Origin of the sequence: Mycobacterium sp. 1465703.0 (genome assembly GCF_001672975.1) — a bacterium.
In the GTDB taxonomy this organism is placed as follows: Bacteria; Actinomycetota; Actinomycetes; order Mycobacteriales; family Mycobacteriaceae; genus Mycobacterium.
In genome coordinates, this window is the sequence record NZ_LZKU01000017.1 from 82,097 (window position 1) to 104,537 (window position 22,441).

Consider the following 22,441-nt stretch of genomic DNA (forward strand, 5'->3'; position numbering starts at 1 on the left):
CAGCTTTTCGTCGAAAGTAGGGCTTAGAGCCGGCTGGCCAGCTCGCCCAGATTGCCCGGTGTCATAAACTGCGCCAGGGCGTCAAGGTAATTGCGTGCCACCGCACGATACTTGTCAGCGGCCTCGTTGGTCGAGCGATCGGCATCGAGCAGATCCTGCTGCGCAGCGATCAGCAGCCGATTGGCCTCCGTTAGCGAAACAACCTGAGCCCGAAGCGTATCGGCCTCGTCACCCGCCGACGGAACAGCCAAGCTAGGTACCGGGGCGAGCTCGTCCGCGTAGACATACCATCGCAGGCGCTCCGGCCTGGGCATGGCTCCTCCGCGAATCGAGCCCGTCTTAATGGCGCGGATGATGGTGCGCGGATCCTTGTTGAGCCGCTTAGCGGCCTCCGATAGCGACACGACAGGACCGCCGGGTGTGGTCTCCACCCCCGGCGGTGGCTGCTTCGGCTCAGTCATCGCTGGATTACTCCGGCCGCACGGTTCGCTCCGTCGTCTGCAACGGCATCATGCCGCTAATTAAAGCCATAATAGCGACATGGTCGGCTGTTAGAAGACCTAATGCGCCAATTTTAGGGCAGCTATGCTCTAAAATAACGACATCACGACGAGGTGATTTGACGCCCGCCGAGGTACCCGGAGGACAAGGTGAGTAGCAGCGAACAGCGCAAGCTAACCGGCAAGGTATTGGTGCGCTTCGCCGAAGAGGACCTCAAAGCGCTGCAGCAAGAAGCCGACCGCCAGGGCGTGAGTCTGCCGCACCTGATGCGCGAGTTGAGCCTGCGCACCCTGGTCGCGCAAGCCTCTTAAGGCTCGCCGACCCCGGAACTGGCGGGCTCTCCTGGGCCGGGTTTCGGGCTTGTGTAACCACCTGAGGCCGGCCCCCGGGGGTGGGGCGCCTATCGTCTAGTTGCCTATTTTGCGTCTCTGCAATCTGCTGCGGGCGCAGACTTCGGGTCGTTAGCCTTTCAGTCATGATGCGGATCGCGCGTGGAAACGCTGTCCTCGCGTTCTATTTCGCTGTGTGTATGGCCATCATGGTTCCGTACGCCACCGCCGCCCCGGCCGCACAATACGTCAGAACCGAATCTGGTCGGCTGCGGTGCATCGTGCATCCCGACAGAATTGTTTGCGAGGCAAGCGGACCCGACAGCACGGGCTTCCCTCAAGCCCCCATTTCGATGCCCGAATCTCAGTGCCGAAATTCGCCGTGCCCGGGCGGCATTCACTTTGACCTCGCCGAAGTCACAACTTCAGGCGCTTTCCAGTGGCAAGACGGCAACATCGGCGGTGGCGGCACACCGCAGAATGACCTCGTGCTCAACTACGGCCAGACCTATCACCTCTCCGGCTGGACGGTGATACCCAACAGCGACGGCACCCGCTTCACCAACGATGCCACCGGGCATGGCATGTTTGTCAGCGTCGAGAACGTCTCGTCGTTCTAGCCGACAAACTCTTTCGGATGGTGCCTAAAACAATGCCGACATGCCGCCACCCGCGCGAGCGAACCCGCCGCGCCGGTCGTGGCTCGAAGTTGTGGTCGTTCAGGGTTGAAGCTCAGATTGCTATGCGATGCGCGGGGACGCTTAACCATGGATGAGGTGGTGTTCGGACGTTATCTGCTGATGGAGGTGATCGGCGAGGGCGGTATGGGCACGGTATATAAAGCGCACGACACAATCATTGACCGCAACGTCGCGGTAAAAGTATTGTCCACCGAGTTAGGCGCTGAGCCAGGCTTCCGAGAACGCTTCCGCCGCGAAGCCCATACCGCCGCACGGCTAACCGAACCCCACATCATCCCCATCCACGACACCGGCGAAGTCGACGGCCGGTTGTATTTGGTTATGCCAATCATCAACGGCATTGACGTCGCAACCCTACTTAAGCGCGAGACCTTGATGACGCCGCAGCGGACCGTTGTCGTTATTGAGCAGCTCGCAGCCGCACTAGACGCCGCACATGACGCTGGCCTCGTACACCGAGATATCAAGCCTTCCAACGCATTAATAACCAACCGAGACTTCACCTACCTGATTGACTTCGGCATCGCCCACGACGTCGCTGCGTCACGAGTGACCAAAACCGGGGCCATCATTGGGACTTTGGCCTACATGGCCCCCGAGCGTTTCACCGACGGCGTCGCCGATGCGCGGGCCGACGTCTATTCGTTGACATGCATGCTGCACGAATGCCTGACGGGTGCCCAGCCGTATCCCGGTGACAGCGCCGAGCAGCAGATCACCGCCCATCTCACCCTGAGCCCGCCCAAACCCGCGGCCCTCAACCCTGCCATCCCGGCCGCCTTCGACGAGGTCATCGCCCGCGGGATGGCAAAGCGGCCGACGGACCGCTTCGCCTCAGCAGGCGAACTCGCCAGCGCCGCACGCGCTGCGGCAGAGTTTTCCCAAGCACCCACCGTGTTGGCCCCCGGCACCCACCGGCGAACCAACACCCGCGAGTTCTCTGCCCGATGGCCCAATCCGGACCGGAGTGGAGACACCCCGTACGCCGACCGCCTCCACGTCCCTCCACCACCGGAGCGCAAAATCGGATATGGGCGACTGGTGCTCATTGCCGGAACAGTAACTGCGTTCGTCGCCGCAGCGCTGGTAGCAGCATTGCTCATCGTGCAAAACAACGACCACGGCCTACCGAACGTTTCCGACGCCACGGGGACAACACCAAGTTTTAGCCGTACGACAACGGAATTGCCCACCCCTCGAACGGCTTCGGCGACATCAAAGCCTCAACGCAGCTTGCCAGATGCCGATGACCAGGGCTTCGTGGGCTATCCCGCCGCTCGTTGCGACCTGGGGAGTACGCCGGCGGCAATGGGCCGCACCACGCAATCCCTGGTGGTAATTTGCGAGGCCGGGTCGGCCAATTATTATTACCGCGGTCTGCGCCTACGCGATGGTGCCAGCATTGAACTGGCCAACGCAGTGCGGTCCTCGGGCGGATTCGATGTCACCAATCCAGTCGATGGCACCCGCTACCAAGTGCGACCGACTGGCATCTCCATCACCTCGCCAGGCGGTCAGCTTTATTCCGAACCCATGATCGAGTACGCGGGACAGTGATCCCAGACGAACCCAGGTCTTGACACTAACGGTCAGATCTTCGCCAACTCACCAGCATTCGCTTACTCAACTCCGGCGGAACATCGATTTCGTTGGCAGAAAACCCTTCTCGATACAGAAGACCAAGAACGTCGGCTACCGGCCAGCGCCGTTCGTGATCGACAGCGGTGCCCGCGGGGGTAGCGAGGACTCATCGTTGCCAGCTCCGACTCCTGTTCGTTCAACTGTCCCCGAAAACCGGTGGAAATCAGCCGGTTAAACGTTCGGCGCCGGCCGCTGACTCAACGCGGCGGGCATTTTCCTCCAGAATCCGTCCGACCGTGCTGTGATGCAGGTTGTGGCGGCGTCCGATCGTAGTTGGCGCGGTTCCGGCAGCATCGTCTGCCAACACAGCAGCCACAATCGCAGGATCCTTTGACGTCACCCCGTCACGAACCAGTTCGTCAGCGGCCACTCGCCAACGCCTGAGGTCCATGGCGTCTTTCGGTGCCGTTGCCGCGACGGCGGCAAGAGGGCGTTCGCCGTGTCCCGTATGAGGCGCATCGGCGTGTGGCACCGGTGCCGGGGGAGGGGTGACCGAGTGATCGACACCCGCACGCCGCCCCTTCTGACGAGCACGCGAAGGGCGCGGCGCAACACTATCTTCGCCCACGCGTCCACTTGCTGGGGAACTGCCCGCAGGTGAGGCAAAGGAGCGCGACGACGCATCATCGCTGACCCCGGTCACCGGGAGTGAACGCGGCGGGGACAGCGACAATAGTGACAGCGTGGAATTGGCGATCGACACGTCGATCGCCACCGGCCACAACCACGCCCGAGAAGCTGGCATGCCCAGCGCCACCGCCAGATCACGCAACGCGTCGAATGACAGAATGAATGCACACGCTGCCAGTGCAACAGTCATCACCAGCGCGCACCGGGAGATGAAACCCGCGCGGCGGGTTTTCACCAACAGGGCCACCGAGTGGGTGGCCCCCAACAGCACTGCCGGCGGCACAACAGCCGCCGCGGCCGCTAGTCCAACGGTTCCAGGCGGCGCCGTCAACACAGCGTGGGTGACGTTGCCTGCCACTGAAACACCTGTCGCCAACAACAGCCATGCCCAGAAGAATCGCACCGCTGCGCGCGTCTCATTGGTGGTTTCTTCGGCAACCATCGATCACCTTCCGCCGCCGCTTACATCGATCCAAATGACCCTTTTCAGCGTATGGCCGCTGCGGCGCCCCGCATGCACAACTTTTCGGCGCCTGGGCCGCGCATACGCTTGGAAGACCGCGGGAAGCGGCTAGCGGTAGACCTGCACTCGTTGGCCTGTGGTGGTTTAGTGCTCCCGCTACGGGTGCTCATCCAGCATTGCAGTGACGATTTCGGCGAGTTCGTCACCGGCACCGCACAACTGTTCCCTCGATTCCGATACCAGAGGGCACAGTATGCCGCGCTGCCGGTAAGGCCGGCGTCCCTTAAGGCAAGGAACCTGTTCTGCTGGCTCAGGCAGGCAGGACCCTATTATCGAAAGCTCCTTTGGGTAGCGAATCCTCACCGCGCGTCGCCAACAATGCAGACCGAATTGCGTTCTGGCGCAGTGCGGTTGGTGCTCAGGGGCTAGCTGATGGCGGGGTAGGGAACCCAGCAACGTTGGAATCGGAACACACGGTGGCGCAGGGGCATTGAAGTCTTCTGGCTAGCTGTCGCTGGCCGGACTGGGGATCATCGGCTCGCATCCAGTGTGGTCGCGCTCGGCTGGGGTCGGGTAGTGCGCCGCTCGAGGCGGTTTCGTTCGGTCTTGACCATCCACATGGTGGCGAACTCTTCGTGGCGCTGCAGGCCTAGCCGGTTGCACAGCAGATGGCTCGCGCTTTGCAGCACCACAGGCGTTAGTACCGCGTTGTTCTGGGCCGGATCGGCCCAGAACTCGCGCAGGGTAGCGGCCAGGTCGTTGTCCGCGTCGATGCGCGGATGCTGTTCGCGCAGTTCGGTTTTGATCTTGTGCACGGCCGTACCTAGCTCCCGGCTGTAGTCACCGATGGCAGCGTCGATCACCTCGCCGACGTTCACCCGGCTGGGGTCGAGACCCTCGAGCCATTGGGTCAAGACACCAGCGGCGGCCTCGACTCCTGGCCTGAGCAGCGAAGCGGAGGCGGCCGAAGTCGGCGGGTCGGGGTCGATGATCGGCAACAGGGTGACGATATGCGCGGAAACTGCCCGTTCCGCCGTATGTTGAACCCGACCTAGCCCACTACCCGCTGCATGACCCCCAACGTTTCGTCTCGGCGTCTTGCGCCGTGCCCCTCGGCTCCGCGCTGACGAACATGCTCTGAATCTCCAGCGAGGCGGCGCACAATACAGGGAAGTCGGTGTCGAGCGAGGCGGATGTTGGCCCTATCGACCCCACATGGGCATGGCGCCAGTCTTAACGCAGGTCACCTTGCACCGCGTGGTCGATCACGATGACATCGCGACGGCGCCGATCCTGTGGCACCCCGACCCCGACTCTCGGGTGAGGTTGCGAATGTTGATCGTCATGGCGCGCAGCCGGTACAGGGCATCGACGACGTTGGCCACGGCGTACAGGCCACACGTGCAGTCGGGTGCCGGGGCGTCGTGGTCGTGAAACCAGCACGCGGCGCGCAGGGTCCGCTCACGGGTGTGATTCGTCGTCCGCCGGCCTGACCGATCGGCGCTCACGGGTGTTTGACCGCACACCGGTGATTACAGCTTTAGTTGGTCCTCGGCTGGCAGGGTGTACCAAGACTCGCCAGCCAATTTCGTTGTCGCGCAAGGTGATCGAACCTGTCTATCGTGAGCAGCGCGCGTTACGACACAGCACGCAGCCCAGCACGGATGTTGGCCAGCTCCAAGCTGCCCGGCCCGCCGTCGTCGGCCAGCCGACCACTTCGCTCGATTGGCAAGCCCTCGTCGCCTCTGGCGGTTCTCTACGAAGGCGAATGCCGGCCATCGGGGGTGAAACCGTGCGCGCAAACCGGCCGATCGGCCGCCTGGTCAGTGGTGAATCACGGTTGGCGCCAGGGATGCTCGTCGAGCATCGTGGTGACGATGTCCACGAGTTCGGCTAATCCGTTCTGACGCAGCTGATCGACGGTCTCCTCAATGCGTTGCAGTAGAGAACCATAGGCATTGGCGGCGGTCGAAACATATACCCTGGCAGCCTGCACATCCCAGTCCGAGCCGAAACGCGAAGGGAGAGTGCGTAACTCTTCGGACAAGCCCCAGGCCTGCTCTTGCACCGTGCCCACGAGGTTGCGCACCAGCTCCACATCACCGCCCCCTCGTAACCCCCCGCCCTCAGCCGCAGCGGCCTCGAGCACATAATCGACGTGGCGCACCGTAGCGAGGGCGTCCTCGATCGCGCCGGTATGTGCGCGTATCGACGCCGCAGGCACCGGAATGCTTAAGGTCGTTTCCCCGGCGACGGCGTCTCTGGCCGCGGCCGCCCGGCGGATCTCCTCGCGTTCGGCGTGGACCCGGGCAATCTCGGTGTGCACGGCCTGGTGTGCCGCCGTAATCGCTGCATCGGCTTGCCGGCGTGCCTCGGCGACGTGCGCGGCGGCCTCCGCGCGCACCTCCTCAACCTCCCTCTGGGCGCGCGCCATCGCCTCCTGCGCCGCGGTGCGGGCCTTGGCGATCTGCACTTGAGCGGTCTCCTGGGCGGCCGCGATTTCTCCGCTGGCCTGTCCGCGCGCCGCCGCAACGGCATCGGCCGCGTCGGCACGCACCTGGTCAAGTTCACCGCGCACCTGCTGAACGCGATGTTCGGCGTCCTGGCGCTCGCTGGCGCGTTCGGCCATCCGTTGTTCGGCGCGTTCTTCTGCCGCCCGAACTTCCTCCCTGGCGGCCGCCACCTCCGTCTCAGCGTCGGCGCGGACCCTGGCCAGCTCGTCTCGCAGTTCCTGGATCGTTCTTTCCGCGGCTGCCCGCTCGGCGCTTCGCTCAGCTGAGCGCTCTTCGGCGCGCGCTTCAGCAGCGGTGAGCGCTTCGCGCGCCGCCGCGGCGTCGGCCGCAGCACTGGCCCGAACCTGCTGGAGTTCGCCGCGCAGCAGATCCAATCGTTGTTGGGCCGCTGCCCGTTCTTCGGCGCGCTCGGCGTCTTTGCGCGCGCTTTCAGCTTCGACCGCCCTGACCCGCTCGCGCGCGGCGGTAGCCACGTCCGCCGACTGCTGCGCTTCAGCGCGGGCAGTGGTGGTGGCCGCTTCGGCGTCTCGCCGATCTTGATCAGCCTTCTCGGCCTGGCGCTCGGCGACGACGCGGCGATGATCGGCTTGCACCAACTGCTGCACCGCCGAAAGACGCTTGGGCGCAGGACCGAAACGCCGCCGCTGGTCAATGAGGTCTTGTTCGCTCATCTTTGCCACCGCTGCCACCTCAGGTGGAGTGGGCACACCGAGTCGGGTGTTCGCCGCAACCGCGGCTAACGCTGCCTGCTTGGTCAGCGATGCCCATTCCTCGACGTCGAGCTCCTCGATCTGTTGCATCAGAGAGGTCATTGGCGGCGGCGCCTTCCAGTTGCAGGGACCTTACGCGCGGGCGCGCTCGACTCTTCGCCCGCAGCCGCGCCTGGGTCGCCGTTGGACTCCGGTGGGGCAGCTGAGGGTGGCTGCGCGGGGGCCGCTGACTCCGCGGCCACGAATTGTGCAGCGCCACCGCTTTGTCTGGCCAGCACGCGGGAGAGCTGACTGAGTTGAACCGCCGCTGCCTTGGCCAAGTTGGCGTCGTCGAGTTTCTCGGCGTCGGCCTGGATGCCCTGCAGAACGGCCATGGCCAATTCGGGTCCAAACCCCACCGTGGCGCCCTCGCTAGCGGCAGGTTCAATCCCGCCCTTGTCTACGACCCAGGCAAGCCTTTCGCGGCATTCCTGCAGCCTTGCAGCGCGTTGCGTATCTTCGCGCAGCTCCCCGTGGTGGCGTTCTTGTTGCTCCGCCAGCAACCCGTGCCGTTTGGTCGCGCCGCGCACGGCAAAGATCACGACAGCAGCCACGATGATGGCGGCCAGAAGTGCTCCCGCGCCGCCAAATCCCGCCGACAGCAGGAAATCACGGGCCGGCGGTAGCGCCGGCATTCCTTGAGGCAGCGGAACCTGGTCCGCCAGTAGCTGCGGGAATGAGCCAGTCATCACAAGGTCCTCCGATGTGTGCGAGTAGGCGAGGGGTATTCGAATGCCGAACCATGAAAAGCTCTGTGGCCCCACAGGATTGATTCCACGAGCGGCTTCTCAGTGTGGACCGGGTACGAGGGGGGCAAACCAGCCGGGCAGGTACTCGAAATACCCGTACGGGGCTTTGGCGCCCTCGGGGACGTGGATGACGTCGCGCACGTCGATCGGCTGCTTGGGCGCCGGCCACGGCGTTTGTGGCCCGTATGACTGGCGGGGGTCCGGGGCGAAGATCCCCGGCGCCAATTCCTGTGTCCCGTAGGGTCCGAGCTCGTGCGGGCCCAGGCGGGTAATCGTGGTGTTATCCAGTGGATATTTCGCCGGCGGCGGACCGGACAGCGAGTTGTCCTCGGGATACCACAGGCCGGGGCCGATCTGCTTGGACCCGTAGGGAGCCATTTCCCCTGGGCCCACGTGGATGATTTTGGTGACGTCAATCCAGTAGCGCGGGTCTTTACCGTGGGGCAGCTCGTCTTTGGGCGCTGGGGATTCCGGCGGGGGATCCTGGCCGAATCCAGCCCCTTGGACCCTGCTGCCGCCTTGGTAGTCGAGGGCGCGGATTTGGCCGGCGAGGGTGGTTGATTGCTGTTGGGTGGTGTTGACCACGGCGTTGGCGGCTGACACCTGGGTTCGAAGGCCTTGCAGCAGGGAGCGTTGCGCGGCGGGGGAGCGGGCCGCGGGTGCGGTTTGGGCCAGGGCGCGGGTTTGGTCGGTGATGGTGTCGAGCTGGCGGGCGCCGGTCTGATTGATCAAGGCTGCGCTGCTGAGGCCGTGGTCCAGGCTAATGTCGGTGTGGCTGTTGCTGGTCAGGCGGGTGGTGGCGTCGCTGACAAAGCCGCGGTGGGCTTGGGCGAGGTTCCCGGAGAGCACGGTCGCGCGGGCGCCGGCGGCGTGCACTGTGTCGGCACCTGACTGCAGGAGGGGCCCTTCGGCGTCCGGGGGATGGGTGGAGGACCCGAACAACGCGTGGGCCCGCTGCACCACCCCCACCGCCTGCGCGGCTACCTGCTCAATTGACACATCCGCATTATCACCCGCCTATTACGGGGCGAAAGACACTTTCTGATCACTCGCGGCCTGCCGGCGATCACCGCCGCGACGGGCAACAACCACGGCAGTGCACACCCGTCTTACCGTTGGGCGATGATGCTCGGCGTGACCGGCGGAGGCGCTGGGCCGCCTACCGGTGAACCATTGATAAAACTGAATTGGCCCCCGCAGTCGTTCGGCATATAGAACTGCACCGACGGATTGGCTGCCGACAGCGTCGCGATCTGCGGAAGAGACATCGGTTTCCACGGGCCAATACTCGGCGGCGGGTTAATACCGGCCAGCCCACCAGTACTGACACCCCCCAGCTCCCCGGTGATTTCATTGGGTGCCTTGGGCGCCCAGATCGATCCGCCGAGGTTGAGCCGACCAAACCGTTGCCCCTCGTAGGTGTATTGCACCCACTGCTGGCGGTGACCGTCGACCGGGTCGGTGCGGGTGTAGCCGGTGTAGTCGACGCCGGAAATGCGGAAGTGATATTGCTCCTCGAGGTCGGCTATCGGCGGAGCGCTGTCGTCGGCCCATGTCTTGCCGCCGGGCACATAAAAGCCTGTCGGCCCACCCACAGGACCGTCGGTGATGGGGCGGTGACCAGTCCACGGCGGCGGCGGCTCCTTGCCGACATACGGCGGCGGGACGACGTCTTGCCAATAGCCGAACCGGTAATCGCCGACGAACGGGTTGCGCGGATCAATCGCGGTCGGCGGAACCGCTGGGTTTGGCGCACCATGCTTGTCGTCGACGAGTTGGATGTGATTGTCCGGATCGGACGCGCCGCCGCCTTGGTAGTCGAGGGCGCGGATTTGGCCGGCGAGGGTGGTTGATTGCTGTTGGGTGGTGTTGACCACGGCGTTGGCGGCTGACACCTGGGTTCGAAGGCCTTGCAGCAGGGAGCGTTGCGCGGCGGGGGAGCGGGCCGCGGGTGCGGTTTGGGCCAGGGCGCGGGTTTGGTCGGTGATGGTGTCGAGCTGGCGGGCGCCGGTCTGATTGATCAAGGCTGCGCTGCTGAGGCCGTGGTCCAGGCTGGTGTCGGTGTGGCTGTTGCTGGTCAGGCGGGTGGTGGCGTCGCTGACAAAGCCGCGGTGGGCTTGGGCGAGGTTCCCGGAGAGCACGGTCGCGCGGGCGCCGGCGGCGTGCACTGTGTCGGCACCTGACTGCAGGAGGGGCCCTTCGGCGTCCGGGGGATGGGTGGAGGACCCGAACAACGCGCGGGCCCGCTGCACCACCCCCACCGCCTGCGCGGCTATTTGCTGAATCGACACCTCCGCATTATTACCCGCCCAGCACCAGCCCGCGTGCGGGATTTTCCCCGGCTGCTTTCAGCATGATCGCCGACGGCAGTGCGATAACTGAGAATCTGTCTCCCACCCGCGGGACTCAGCAGAAATTACTGACGTGGATCCGTGCGCCACACGACCTTTAGGTCATGTCCGGCCAGCGTGACCAAAGCTTGGGTGAGGCCGTCGGCGTCTGAGAATTCCACTTCATAGGCAGCCGGCAAGCTTTTGTTTGAATCCTTCGTGTAATCCACGACAACGGTTCCTCGTGCACCGGCAGGAAGGTTCTGCTCTGGCAGGGGCCGGAGCAACTCGACGACGTCATACTCCTCAGGCTTCATGCATAGGTCTCTCATCTTTGTCGGGATTGTGGTCACCAAACGCGACGACGCCGGCATCTCGCCCATCCAAGCAAAAGTGACGTCGATGGTCTTCCGGTTTGCCCCAACCAGCTGAGTGTTCGCGCTTTACGATGTGACATGGCTGCGCGCAGACCAGCTTCATCCGAACTCGGCATCTTGATCACTGCCGACGAACAGATGCAGGCCGTACCGGTCAGCGACCACATCGCAGCCACCGACATCGGCGCTAACCCGATCGACACCATCACTGCGCAGTCCAATGTGGTGTTCTGGTTCAATACCGCCAGCCAGTCGCCGGTCAACCGGATGGCAACACTGAACCTCTACGCGGCGAGCGGGCTCCCAGCTCGGGCGGTACCACTGCTGCACGGCACCGTTCTGATCACCGCAGTCAACGCCGACGGAGATCCAATTGGCCTGTCACAACACCAATTAGGGCTCCTGCAAGCCCGCCCAGCGCCCAACTGGTGGGCACAAATCATCCTTCAGACCCGAACGCAGCGTTGGCAACGTCGCCGCCCCGCCGGGTAACGAAAATCGATCGTTGCTCGCCCGTGCGACAGGGAATTCCTGAAGTCCCGCCACGCTGCAGCGTGTACGTCGGCTCATGACGCGAGTCGCGTGACCACGAAAGATCACTCACTCGCACGGCCCGGAGAGTGACCAACCGGAGAAGGAGTCGATCCCTTGGGCCCGGATCGCTGGGCGAATCTAGGGTAGCCGTTGGAATGACCCGTCGACCCTTTTGGCCCGGATCGCTGGGCGCGCTGCCCACTTTAGACCTTGCACCATCGTCACTATCGGCCGCCGGCAACTCTTACGAGCGGTCCAGTCCTCGTGCCAGCATCAGCATGGTCGCCGAAAGATCCGGGTCGTAGGTGCGGCCGCATCCGCCGCACACAATCAGGCGCTGACGGGGCCGGCGGTCAAGAGCGTTCTCATATCCGCAACCTGCATGAATGCGGCTCAGTCCCGCCGCCGATACCACCGTGACCGGGACGGCGTCGCGTTCTGCGGCGGCAACGATGCTCGACCGTAGAGCTCCTGGAGCTGCGTAATCGCGCCGGCGGTCGATCCGCTGCTGTAGGTCGTTGGGTAGATCGCTGCGGTCCAACGTATTTTGGATCACCTCGGAGATATTGGTGTCGTCGATGACGATCCGGCCGCACTGGTTGACCAGCGCGCGCGACCTGGCGCCACAGGTCATCACGATAGCCAAGGGCCCGGGCGCGCCCGTGTCCTTGTTGTTGCCACAGTAGTTTGTCGGCACGCCGCCACGCCTCCAACGATTGAGCGATCTCGAGGTCGGTCTCTCGCCAAGCCAGCGCGAGGGCCGCGAACTTCGCCGGTGAGCGCCACTGTGCGACGTCGGCGGCGGTGACCTCCTCACCGCGGTAGGTGGGACGCAGCCGCGCATCGTGTTCGCTCAGCCACGCGATGACCTTGCGTTTAATGGCGTCCAGGGCCACGTCACGCACCGAGGCGATCTCCGCGTGCCGCTCTAGCCGGGTCGCAATGGAATCAGGGGCCACGATGCGGCCCGATACGTCCTCGGTGATCGGCACGATCACGTTGGCGAGCTCGGGTGCGATCGCCAAGGGGCGATCAGAACGCCAGTGCGCCACCACGATGCCGTCGTCGATCGAGTGCCAGCCCAAATGTATTGCCACGGTGGGCAGATCAGGGGCCCGAGGGGCCGTCGTGCCTGGGAGCCGCGCAGTAACGGACAACCGTGCTCGCAGATCGGCGCCGACCCGGGTGAGGGAGAGTTTGGCGCCGATGACATCCTTGCCGCTTGGCTTTGGCCTCAGCCTCCAGCCGCAGGTGGCTGCGGTCGGTAGGCATCCATCAGGTATCGCACCTGTCCGCCAACCTGTGGTGGCCGGACGACCACGCTTGGTGTGTGGCCGCCGAAATCGACCTGGACAGTACTTGTCTCGGCGCCTCGCAAGCCTGCATTGAAGAGCTAGCGGCGAACTCTGAACTGGAAGTGATGCCGCTCAGCGTCACCGCCGGGGTTACCGCATGAGTATTCATCAGCCGCGTCAGGCGGCCGGCCGTTTCCCGGGCGCAGGAGGGCCGAACCAACGTTGCAACGCATCCCGCAACCGCTGTTCGTCCTCCCGCTCGTATGTGTCGGCCGCCCAGGCCACGTAGCCGTCCGGACGAACCAATAAGGAGGCGGGATGCCCACCAATGCCGGCCACTGCCACGTCGACTCGGTCTCGCCAGTCATGGGCGGTCAACGCCGAGTACCCGCCGGTCCGGTCGACCAGCAGCGGGCGGGCGCTGTGAAGTAGGTTGGCGACACGCCGCCCGCCTTCCAGCGCAAGTTCGGGCATGAATTGCCCGGCGAGTCGGTGATCGTCGCCGACGTCATAGCGGACATCGGAACCCGCCAGTACATGTGCGAGGTGCTCGGCGGCGTCCGGGATTTGCAGCAGTTCCGCGATCAGACTGCGTAGCGCGGTGGTGGGCCTTCCGGGCATGGTTAGCGCCAATTGCGAAAGTGAGTGCATCATCACGCGCTGGCCGACGGGGTGCCGCTCGCGGTGATACGTGTCAAGCAAACCCTCAGGGGCCCAACCATTCACCTCGGCGGCCAGCTTCCAACCCAAGTTCATGGCGTCCTGCAAACCGAGATTCAGACCGGGGCCGCCGATCGGCGGATGCACATGTGCGGAATCACCCAACAGGAGCACGTTCCCTGCTCGATACCGGTCGGCTTGGCGGGTGTTCTGACCGTTGAGCCGGCGCAACACGTGCGGCCCGGGACCGCGAGGCAGGCCAAGTTGCACGTCGACGCCGATGATGCGGCGGACACTGTCGCGCACTTCCTGAATGGTCAACGGCTCCGTTTCATTCACCGGCGTGTCGTCGAACTCCATGGTCGCAACGGTGCTCTGTCCGGGCGATCGTTCGACGTAGAAGATGACGCCGCCATCAAATCGGTTAATGCCAAACGGTATTCGTCCAAACCCGGGGACCTCCCAGCCCCAGTCTCGACGCAGGTCATCGGGTACATGGATGCTGGCGTGCCTGGCGTGCATTGGCGTCGTCACACCCGGGAAGCCGATGCCCGCGCGTTTCCGGATCATGCTGCGCCCGCCGTCGGCGCCCACGAGATATCGGGCGACCAGACGATAGCTCCGTTCGGGGGTGGCTACGGTGAGCGCCACGCCTTCAACGTTGGGGTCCATGTCGGTGAGTTCGTGGCCCCAACGTATTTCGACACCGAGGTCGCGTGCACGCTCGCAGAGCACCCGCACCAACTGCGGCTGGGCAATTGGCACCGCGTACATCGGATTGTCGGGGACGTCCACCAAGGAGAGCGCCATGCCGGCGAAGACGTGGCTGGGCACCGGCCGCGGCGGGCCGGGATCGCCGGTGAGCGCCCGGTACAGCCCACGAATGTCGAGGGCGCGGATGACCTGCCCCACAAGTCCACTGGCCTTCTGCTCGTCAGTGGGTCCGGGAGCGCGCTCAAGGACGAGAGGACGAACCCCGGCCAGTGCCAGCTCGCAGGCCAGCATCAATCCGTTGGGTCCCGCGCCCACTAGGACGACGTCCACGCGGCTGTTACTCAACGTTGGACCTTTCGGATCGCGCTGTGTCACCGTCCGTCGGCAGCTCGGCGGCGGTGATGGACCCGCGGACGTAGGCGAGCTGGTCGGCGCCGGTGGCGTTGGTGCTACAAGAACCTTCCGAGCCGACCGCACTGAGTGAAGGGCTCGGGCTGACGATGCTATGCCACATTTTGGGGTGATCCTCTCGGTCAGGCCTTAACGAAGGTGAATTGGGCGACCTCGGCGATGCCGCGGCGGAAGAAATCGGCACAGCCAGTCAGGTAGCGCTGATAGCGGTTGTAGACCTCTTCGGAGGTAAACGTGATCGCTTGGCTGCGGTGGTCGGCCAGATTGGCAGCCCAGGCGTCCAGCGTTCGCACATAATGTGGGTTCATCAATTCGATGCCATCGAGCCAAAAGCCCGCCCTCCGGGAGAATTCGGCCATATCCTCTTGTGAGGGCAGTTCACCGCCGGGAAAGATCTCTTTCCGGATGAACTGCATGAACCGCAGGTCGGTGATGGTGATCGGGATACCGTTTTTGTGCCAGTAGCTGGGCGGGTGGGTGAAGATGGTCTCCAAGGCCATCCGACCACCCGACGGCAGGCTGCGGTAGGCCATGTCGAAGAACGCCGCATACCGGTGCTTACCGAACGCCTCGAAAGCTTCGATGCTGACGATGCGGTCGACGGGTTCGTCGAATTGTTCCCAGCCGCACAGCAATACACGGTGTGAGCGGTCGGTGACCAGTTCGTCCAGCAACTGCTTGGTGTAGGCGTGTTGGTTGCGGCTTAACGTCAATCCGATGACGTCGACGTCGTATCGTTGGATCGCTCGTTCCATCGTCGAGCCCCAGCCGCAGCCGATGTCGAGCAGGGTCATGCCCGGTTGCAGATCCAGACTTGCTAAGGCGAGGTCGATCTTGGCGATCTGCGCCTGCTCCAAGCTCATGTCGTCGCGCTCGAAGAACGCGCAACTGTAGGTCCGCGACGGATCGAGAAACGTGGCGAAGAAATCATTGGACAGGTCGTAGTGGGCTTGAACATCTTTGAAGTTGGGCTGTAGCCGCTTCGGTTTTGACATGTGTTCCCTCCAGAATCAGTCGTGATTAATCTGCAGGCACCGACCGCCGATCGCTCAGCGCCGCAATATGATTGAGCCGATGGGCGGTGCATCGACGTCGATATATTTAGGTTCCGAAGCCTCCATCCGAACGCCCGACCGCCGCAGTATTCGACGGAGTTGTGTCAAGGTGGCTGGCCGCGAAAACTGCCCCCTGATGGATCATCGGCGCGTCTGCGGCGTTGCTGTTGTGCGTGGCGAAATTCAGCCCGTCCGAACACACCGGGTCATCGGCGGCGCACACCGTGAGGGTCTTGGACTGATACAGGGGGCCGATCACGACGGGCGGCTCGCCGAGGACATTCATCGCGCGCACATTGGGCATGCCAAACAGCACAACCGACGAGACGTGGTTGGCGATTGCGGGGTCCAGCGGTTTAGGCACGGTGGACGGATCGACGCCATCAGGAACGGTGGCCGACGTGATGAATCCGATGATCGCTGCGCCCTGACAATATCCTGCGAGCACCATCGCGGTCTTCGGGCAGGCGTGCGCCATGGACACCACATGGGCACCGGCGTCGCGTACCCCGTCAATGCCGGTGTTCCATTGGTCGCTGGCGGGATAGTTCACTGGATACACATCCAAGGACCGTTGCCCGACACCTGAGTGAAGGTTGTCGATGAATGCCTGTCCGGTCGGGCCAACTCCGGCCGGCTCACCGGTACCGCGGGCGAAGATTACGTGGATGTATGGACAGGGGTCGGCCGACGCGGATTCGACGAACACGCGAGAAAGCGCGCACGCGACGAGTACAGCCGCAGCACTAACAAACGTGACCATGGCATCCCTCACGTGGGCTTCGGCACCGTTGTTGACGGCGGCTGAACCAGCAGGCTTGCGGAGAGCTTTGTGCGTGATAGGGGCTGTCACTTGTGCTCCTAGTCCGAAATAAGTTGTTTAGCAACGCCTGTGATCGGCGCCCTCACCCCCGCAGCCGCATAGCGCCGGAAGAACCGGTACGCCAGCACAACGGTCCACAAGCTAGCGGTGAGGCCCCTAAAATCCGGGCAGGTGGTAGGTCGGAGGGGTAGCTGTCGAAGCGGCCGTCCGGGTCGTATTTGGCCCGCAAGTGCTCCAGGCGCGCCGCGCTGTCGGGGTCCAGGACGGCCACCGGGTGCTCAATTAGGTTGGAGTCCCCCACGTATCCGCCGCCGATGGAGTAGCGGTCGATTCGCGCCATGGCGTCGTTGTGCCATGCGAGCATGTCCTGGTCCTGGGCGCTGTCTTTGTAGCCGGCGTAGACCTGCAGACAGGTTTTCCCTTGCAAGCTGAAGGAGGCGTTCGGGTGTTGCACCTGGGTGAAGGTCGGCATCAGCCACAGGGTGGAGTGTGCGGTGGGGAGGGTATCGACCACGGTGTTCGCCACGTCCCACAGGCCGGGCGCCTCGGTGTCGTTGATCCAGACGTTGTCGGACAGGTAACGCAGGCCCTCCGGGTACATCTGGCCGACGAGGTCGGGAAGCTGTTCGAGCGAAATGGGTTGGGCGGTCTGGTGAACGAGTGCACCGTCCAAGTTCGGCGCTGTCTCTAGCGGGGCCAATTTCTCTGCTGCGCCGTCGAGGGTGTCGGCCAAGGCGTTGCCCATAACCATCACCACGGTCTCATGATGACCGAAGGAGGGGGCGGCACCGGCGATGATCATCCCCGGACGTGGCGCTTGCAGATACCAGTGCACCAGATCGTCGAAAGCCTCCCGCGGATGGAGCTGAAGGGATACCGCCGCGACGCCGGGGAAGGGCCGTAAATCGAGGTATAAGCGGGTGACCACCCCGAAGAAGCCGGGTCCGCTGCCGCGTGCGGCCCACATGATGTCGCGGTGGCGCTCGTCGGTGACGTGCAACACCTCGCCGTCGGCGTTGACCATGTCAAAAGCGCGCATGCTGTACGCAGCCATCCCCACCTCGGGGGAGTTCACCCCGGATCCACCGCCGAGGATGTATCCGGTGAGCCCGACGGTCGGGCAACTTCCGACGGGAAAGTACAGCCCGTGCGGGGTGAGCGCCTGCACCAAGTCACACACGCGTACGCCTGGCTCGATGGTGGCCGTGCGCCCCTGCGGATTGACGCCGATGGCCTTGAGTTGGGACAGATCCAGCAGCAGCCCGCCATCGCGCACGGCATTGCCCACCCAGTTGTGTCCACCGGAGCGCACTCCGATCGACATCCCTTCCTCGCGGGCCAACCCGACGGCCCGAGGGATGTCGCGGTGGCTGCCGGCTGTCACGATAATGGCCGGGAAGCGGTGGGGCTTGATCGCGTTCCAGACAGCACCGCAACGGGCCGCCTCGTAGCCGTCATCGCCGGGCCGGTACACCGACCCATCAAAGACAGTCATCGGGCTACTCGCTTCACTGTCGTCTTCCAGTCTTCAAATCCAGCTCCGGGCGCATCTGTCACCGCGCCGGTATGTTTCAGCGCCGCAATGCCTTTGACCCTCGTTGTTCGCAGTGCTCTGGTGGTCATGGACGCCCTTCCTGTTGTGTGGTGAATCCGGTGTCCTGGCGTTGATGCCCGGGCGGTGCGGTCTGGGGGGCTTGGGTACCCGCCTCGTTGGTCGTGTCGATGTCGCCGGGGCTTCCGATCATGGCGTCGATGAATTGCTCGATGTCGGCAGGGGTGGGCGCGGTCTGGGTGAGCAGGACGTGCTGGACGATCAACGCCGTCCCGGTCCGTGGGGCCAAAGGCCTCACCGCGGCGGGGTCGATCTCTTGGGCACAGATGCCCGCGAGGATGATGCTCTCGAAGGCGATTATGCTGCGCTCCAAGATCACGTCGGCATAGATCGCCCGGATCTTGGTGTCGCGGAAAAGCCCTGACATGACGACCAACTCGGGGTACGCGGTGTGGCCGGTGAGGATTCCGGCCAGCGCGCTCAGGGCCGAGAACAGGTCCTGGCGTGCTGTGCCGTGGCGCTGAGCGGTCGGCACCGGCGGGCACTGGGCCCGCAAAGCGGCCACAATCAGTTCCCGCTTGCGTGACCAGCGGCGATATATCGATCCCTTGCTGCAGCGCGCCCGGGCCGCGACGTTTTCGATCGTGAATCTGTCGTAGCCGGTGGTTTTCAGTTCGGTAAGAACCGCGTCGAATAGAACTCTTTCGAGTTCGTCGCCTCGACGACGAGTCGTCAGCGTTGATCGTTGGTGAACCATTTACTGGCGGGTCCTTGCTGAGGTGTATGGCCGGTGGGGGAGCACCGGCGCGGCGGGCAAACGCTCATACCGGTTGCATCTCCGTGGATTGCTGGTGTTTGGGTTGTGGCCATGGTTGGGGAAGGGGGCGGGGCCGCACTCGGCGCGGCCACCAGAACCACTTGCCCAGCAGGGCTGCCAGGGAGGGCGTCATCAGCGAGCGCACGATCAGGGTGTCGAAGAGCAGGCCGAGGCCGATGGTGGTCCCGACTTGTCCGATCACGATGAGTTTGCTTATGGCCATGGACATCATGGTGAAGGCGAAGACCAGGCCGGCGGAGGTGACCACGGAACCGGTGCCGACCATGGCGCGGATGATGCCGGTGTTGAGTCCGGCGTGGATTTCCTCTTTCATCCGCGAGACCAGTAGCAAGTTGTAGTCCGATCCCACGGCCAACAGGATGATGACCGTCATCGGCAGCACCATCCAGTGCAGGGGAATGTCGATGATGTGTTGCCACAGCAGCACTGAGAGCCCGAAGGAGGCGGACAGGCTCAACACCACGGTTCCCACGATGACCGCCGCGGCAGCCACGGCCCGGGTCAGGGTCACCATGATGATGAAGATCAAGATCAGTGCGGCGACCGCGACGATGAGCAGGTCGTAGTTGGCGCCCTTCTGCATGTCGGTGTACATGGCCGCACTTCCACCGAGGTAGATCCTCGATCCCTCCAATGGTGTTCCTTTGATCGCGTCTGCTGCCGCGACTTTGAGCGGCGCGGTGCGCGACGTGCCTTCCTCTGTTAGCGGGTCACCTTGGTGAATGATGGTGAACCGCACGGCATGGCCATCGGGGGACAAGAACAGCTTCACGCCGCGTTTGAAATCGGCGTTGTCGAACGCTTCGGGCGGCAGGTAGAAGGAGTCGTCGTTTTTGGCCTCGTCGAACGCCTGGCCCATGGCTGTGGCGTTGTCCTGCAACGCCATGGTTTGGTCTTGCTGGGCTTTTTGGGCTTGATACTGGTTGAGCATCATCTGTTTCTGGCTTTTCATCGAGTCGATCATGGGTCTCATCAGGGCCACCATCTGCGGCATTAACGCGTCCATGCGGTCTAAGTCGGGAACCAGGTCGGAGAGGTCGTCGGACATGGTGCTGATGCCGTCTAGGGCGTCGAACACCGAACGCAGCGACCAGCACACCGGGATATCGAAGCAATGTTTTTCCCAGTAGAAGTAGCTGCGCATCGGGCGCCAGACATCTTCGAAATCGGCCATGTGATCGCGTAAGTCCTGCACGTCCCCGCTGGTCTTCTTCATCTTGGTCGCCATGTTGTGGGTGACGCCGGCCAGTTGCTGGGTGATGGCCTGCATCTTCTCCATCGAGTCGATGTTGACCTGCATGTCGTCGGCCTGTTTGAGGGTGTTCTTCAGGACGGTCTGTTGATAGTCGTTGTTCATCACCTGGCCGGTGCTGTTCATGCTGATGTTGTAGGGGATCGAGGTGTGTTGGATCGGGCGTCCCTCGGGCCGCGTAATGGTTTGCACCTGGGCGATACCGTGCACCCGCACAAGGGCTTTGGCGATCTTGTCGATCACCAGGAAACTGGCGGGGTTGCGCAGATCGTGATCGGCTTCGACCATCAACAGATCGGGATTCATCTTCGCTTGGGAGAAGTGGCGATCCGCGGCCGCATAGCCGACGTTCGCCGCGACGTTAGCGGGTAGATAGATGCGGTCGTTGTAGCTGGTGTGGTAGCCGGGCAGCGTCAGCAAGCCGACCAGCGCGACCAGAATGGCGCAGATCAAGATGGCGCCGGGCCAGCGCACCGTCGCCGCACCGATACGTCGCCATCCCCGTGGCTGGGCCATGTGTTTGGGATCGAGGACCCCGCCAAAGCGACTGGCCACCGCGATCAGTGCCGGCCCGAGTGTCAAAGCCGCAGCGACCACGATCGTCATGCCGATCGCCAAAGGTATTCCCATGGTCTGGAAGTACGGCAGACGGGTGAAGCGCAAGCAGAAGGCCGCCCCCGCAATAGTCATTCCCGAAGCCAGCACGACATGCGCTGTGCCGTGAAACATGCTGTAATAAGCGGCTTCTCGGTCCTCTCCCAGCCGACGCGCTTCTTGGTAGCGGCCGATCAGGAAGATGGCGTAGTCGGTGGCCGCGGCGATCGCCAGCGTCACTACCAGATTGGTCGCAAACGTCGTCAGGCCGAAAACCTTGAAATAGCCAAGGAAGGCCACCAATCCCCGCGCGCCAGCCAATTCCAGTACCACCATCACCAGCACGATGCCCACCGTGAGCACCGATCGGTAGACCAGCAGCAGCATCGTGATGATGACGGCAAAGGTGAGCAGCGTGATCACCTGCATGCTCTTGTCGCCGGTCTCATTTTGATCGGCGCTCGTGGCCGCAGGACCGGTCACGTAGGCCTTGACGCCCGCCGGTGCGGGCACGCTGGCGATGACATGGCGCACCGTCTCCACCGACTCGTTGGCCAGTGCTTCTCCCTGATCTCCGGCGATGTAGACCTGGACGTAGGCGGCTTTGCCGTCGACGCTTTGTGCCGCAGCAGCGGTGAACGAATCTCCCCAGAAATCCTGCACATGCTGGATATGCTTCGGGTCGGCCCGCAACTCGCGCACCACCCGGTCATAGAACTGGTGGGCGTCGGCACCAAGCGGTTTGTCGCCTTCGAGCACGATCATCACCGAGCTGCTCGTGTCGTACTCGTGAAACACCTTGCCCACCCGCTTGGTGGCAATCATCGACGGCGCATCATTGGGACTCATCGACACCGCGCGGGTCTTGCCGACAACTTCCAGTTGGGGCACAACGGTATTGAGAACCACGACCACGGCGACCCAGGCAAGGATGATCGGCACCGCCAGCACCCGAATCGTGCGCGGTATCCCAGGGCGCGACGCGTGGCGGGTTACCGGGATGGGCTCGGTCTGGGTGTGGTCCATCGGTGCGCTCATGCTGACTTCACCAAGCAGAAGGTCATGGCATTCGCGCCGGTAACCGATCGTTCGTCCTTGATCGCGCGATCAACGGTGATCCGGCAAGTAATGGAGTCACCGTCGCCCTGGGCAAGCAGATTCGGTGTTGCCGCCGGTGCGGTGGTCTGCAGCGTCAATGACCACGGCAATGCCACATCCGGGGCGCGCTGCGGCTTCCCGTCGAGGTCGAGGTAATTGACGACCGCCGTGGCGGCAGGGCCGAACACCTCGTAGGTGACGACCTTGGGATTGAAGTCCGCTGCGCTGTCAGAACTGTTGGGCGCCACTAAAATAGCGTTAGACCCGAAAACTCCACGCAACTTGATCACAGCAACGCCACCGACGGCGACAGCCGCCACGATCAGCAGCGGAAGCCACACCCGCCGCGCCAGTCTGACCACCCCGGTCACCCCCGGCGCCTTTCACCGGCAGCGGATACAGCGTGCGAGCATCCCCTTGAGCCAAGCTGTGGGAGTTTCGTTGTCGCGAAAGGGTGTAATCGGCTCGCGTGCGCGCCGACATTGGAAAAGGCAGTCAACAGTGGACCTTTCAGCGGCAGTCGGCCGCCCCGGGCGGGTGGTCGACGACGGTGTGGGGAAGCAATGAGTAACCTAGCGGTATAAGTGGATGGTGTCAATCCGGTTTCGTTTTCGGTGAGGTACGCCATCCGC

22 protein-coding genes are annotated in these 22,441 nt (G+C 63.6%); 5 read left to right on the forward strand and 17 right to left on the reverse strand.

The annotated features are described in order from the left end of the window. Positions 1 to 23: 23 nt before the first annotated feature. On the reverse strand, positions 24 to 461 hold the full coding sequence (locus tag A5625_RS01590; protein ID WP_066988630.1) for a hypothetical protein: 438 nt from the start codon (positions 459 to 461) through the stop codon (positions 24 to 26). 189 nt (positions 462 to 650) lie between these two features. Here A5625_RS01590 and A5625_RS28875 point away from each other — a divergent pair, with 189 nt between their 5' ends. From A5625_RS28875 to A5625_RS01600, 3 genes are all read left to right on the forward strand, one after another. Further along, complete coding sequence (locus A5625_RS28875; protein ID WP_156747832.1) at positions 651 to 812, forward strand: hypothetical protein; 162 nt, start codon at positions 651 to 653, stop codon at positions 810 to 812. Positions 813 to 976: 164 nt separating this feature from the next. Beyond that, entirely contained in the window at positions 977 to 1,450 is a 474-nt protein-coding gene (locus A5625_RS01595; protein ID WP_066988631.1) for a hypothetical protein, read from the forward strand. A gap of 147 nt (positions 1,451 to 1,597) precedes the next feature. Then, a complete protein-coding gene (locus tag A5625_RS01600) occupies positions 1,598 to 3,088 on the forward strand; it encodes a serine/threonine-protein kinase (RefSeq protein ID WP_066988632.1) in 1,491 nt (496 codons plus the stop codon). Between the two features lie 247 nt (positions 3,089 to 3,335). Here A5625_RS01600 and A5625_RS01605 read toward each other — a convergent pair whose 3' ends face one another. From A5625_RS01605 to A5625_RS01640, 8 genes are all read right to left on the reverse strand, one after another. Then, a complete protein-coding gene (locus A5625_RS01605; protein WP_232003333.1) occupies positions 3,336 to 4,049 on the reverse strand; it encodes a DUF2637 domain-containing protein in 714 nt (237 codons plus the stop codon). A 746-nt stretch (positions 4,050 to 4,795) separates the two neighbouring features. Continuing rightward, positions 4,796 to 5,263 (reverse strand): hypothetical protein, encoded by a 468-nt coding sequence (locus A5625_RS01610; RefSeq protein WP_066988634.1) that lies wholly within the window; start codon positions 5,261 to 5,263, stop codon positions 4,796 to 4,798. A gap of 267 nt (positions 5,264 to 5,530) precedes the next feature. Next, positions 5,531 to 5,773: a hypothetical protein gene (locus A5625_RS28880; protein ID WP_156747833.1), complete on the reverse strand. Its 243-nt coding sequence runs from the start codon at positions 5,771 to 5,773 to the stop codon at positions 5,531 to 5,533. A gap of 326 nt (positions 5,774 to 6,099) precedes the next feature. Next, positions 6,100 to 7,590: a hypothetical protein gene (locus tag A5625_RS01620; RefSeq protein ID WP_066988636.1), complete on the reverse strand. Its 1,491-nt coding sequence runs from the start codon at positions 7,588 to 7,590 to the stop codon at positions 6,100 to 6,102. Continuing rightward, positions 7,587 to 8,216, reverse strand: coding sequence for a hypothetical protein (locus A5625_RS01625; protein WP_232003335.1), 630 nt, complete (start codon positions 8,214 to 8,216; stop codon positions 7,587 to 7,589). The genes A5625_RS01620 and A5625_RS01625 overlap by 4 nt, the downstream gene beginning before the upstream one ends. Before the next feature lie 99 nt (positions 8,217 to 8,315). Beyond that, the gene (locus tag A5625_RS01630; protein ID WP_066988637.1) at positions 8,316 to 9,275 is read right to left on the reverse strand and encodes a DUF4226 domain-containing protein; all 960 of its coding nucleotides are present in this window, start codon (positions 9,273 to 9,275) and stop codon (positions 8,316 to 8,318) included. 110 nt (positions 9,276 to 9,385) lie between these two features. Next, positions 9,386 to 10,567, reverse strand: a complete 1,182-nt coding sequence (locus tag A5625_RS01635) for a DUF4226 domain-containing protein (RefSeq protein ID WP_197515918.1) — start codon at positions 10,565 to 10,567, stop codon at positions 9,386 to 9,388. 125 nt (positions 10,568 to 10,692) lie between these two features. Continuing rightward, entirely contained in the window at positions 10,693 to 10,923 is a 231-nt protein-coding gene (locus A5625_RS01640) for a DUF4926 domain-containing protein (RefSeq protein ID WP_082984211.1), read from the reverse strand. Between the two features lie 138 nt (positions 10,924 to 11,061). Between A5625_RS01640 and A5625_RS01645 the strand changes: the two genes are divergently transcribed. Continuing rightward, positions 11,062 to 11,475, forward strand: coding sequence for a hypothetical protein (locus A5625_RS01645; protein WP_066988640.1), 414 nt, complete (start codon positions 11,062 to 11,064; stop codon positions 11,473 to 11,475). Between the two features lie 286 nt (positions 11,476 to 11,761). Here the strand turns inward: A5625_RS01645 and A5625_RS01650 are convergent, their stop codons facing one another. Beyond that, positions 11,762 to 12,214 (reverse strand): hypothetical protein, encoded by a 453-nt coding sequence (locus A5625_RS01650; protein ID WP_066988641.1) that lies wholly within the window; start codon positions 12,212 to 12,214, stop codon positions 11,762 to 11,764. A 633-nt stretch (positions 12,215 to 12,847) separates the two neighbouring features. On the opposite strand from A5625_RS01650, the gene A5625_RS30425 reads away from it, so the two are divergent. Further along, positions 12,848 to 12,973 carry a hypothetical protein gene (locus tag A5625_RS30425; RefSeq protein WP_255397868.1) on the forward strand — a complete coding sequence of 42 codons (126 nt, stop codon included), beginning with the start codon at positions 12,848 to 12,850 and terminating at the stop codon, positions 12,971 to 12,973. A gap of 16 nt (positions 12,974 to 12,989) precedes the next feature. On the opposite strand, the gene A5625_RS01655 is transcribed toward A5625_RS30425, so the two are convergent. The 7 genes from A5625_RS01655 to A5625_RS01685 all read right to left on the reverse strand — a co-directional run bounded on the left by A5625_RS01655 (position 12,990) and on the right by A5625_RS01685 (position 22,171). Continuing rightward, positions 12,990 to 14,531, reverse strand: a complete 1,542-nt coding sequence (locus A5625_RS01655) for an FAD-dependent monooxygenase (RefSeq protein ID WP_066988642.1) — start codon at positions 14,529 to 14,531, stop codon at positions 12,990 to 12,992. A gap of 188 nt (positions 14,532 to 14,719) precedes the next feature. Then, complete coding sequence (locus A5625_RS01660) at positions 14,720 to 15,592, reverse strand: cyclopropane mycolic acid synthase family methyltransferase (RefSeq protein WP_066988643.1); 873 nt, start codon at positions 15,590 to 15,592, stop codon at positions 14,720 to 14,722. Positions 15,593 to 15,698: 106 nt separating this feature from the next. Then, positions 15,699 to 16,415 carry a cutinase family protein gene (locus A5625_RS01665; RefSeq protein WP_066988644.1) on the reverse strand — a complete coding sequence of 239 codons (717 nt, stop codon included), beginning with the start codon at positions 16,413 to 16,415 and terminating at the stop codon, positions 15,699 to 15,701. A 142-nt stretch (positions 16,416 to 16,557) separates the two neighbouring features. After that, entirely contained in the window at positions 16,558 to 17,970 is a 1,413-nt protein-coding gene (locus A5625_RS01670) for an FAD-binding oxidoreductase (protein ID WP_066988645.1), read from the reverse strand. A gap of 124 nt (positions 17,971 to 18,094) precedes the next feature. Continuing rightward, positions 18,095 to 18,784, reverse strand: a complete 690-nt coding sequence (locus A5625_RS01675) for a TetR/AcrR family transcriptional regulator (RefSeq protein ID WP_066988646.1) — start codon at positions 18,782 to 18,784, stop codon at positions 18,095 to 18,097. Between the two features lie 64 nt (positions 18,785 to 18,848). After that, positions 18,849 to 21,749, reverse strand: coding sequence for an RND family transporter (locus A5625_RS01680; protein WP_066988647.1), 2,901 nt, complete (start codon positions 21,747 to 21,749; stop codon positions 18,849 to 18,851). Next, a complete protein-coding gene (locus A5625_RS01685; protein WP_066988669.1) occupies positions 21,746 to 22,171 on the reverse strand; it encodes an MmpS family transport accessory protein in 426 nt (141 codons plus the stop codon). The genes A5625_RS01680 and A5625_RS01685 overlap by 4 nt, the downstream gene beginning before the upstream one ends. Between the last annotated feature and the right edge of the window lie 270 nt (positions 22,172 to 22,441).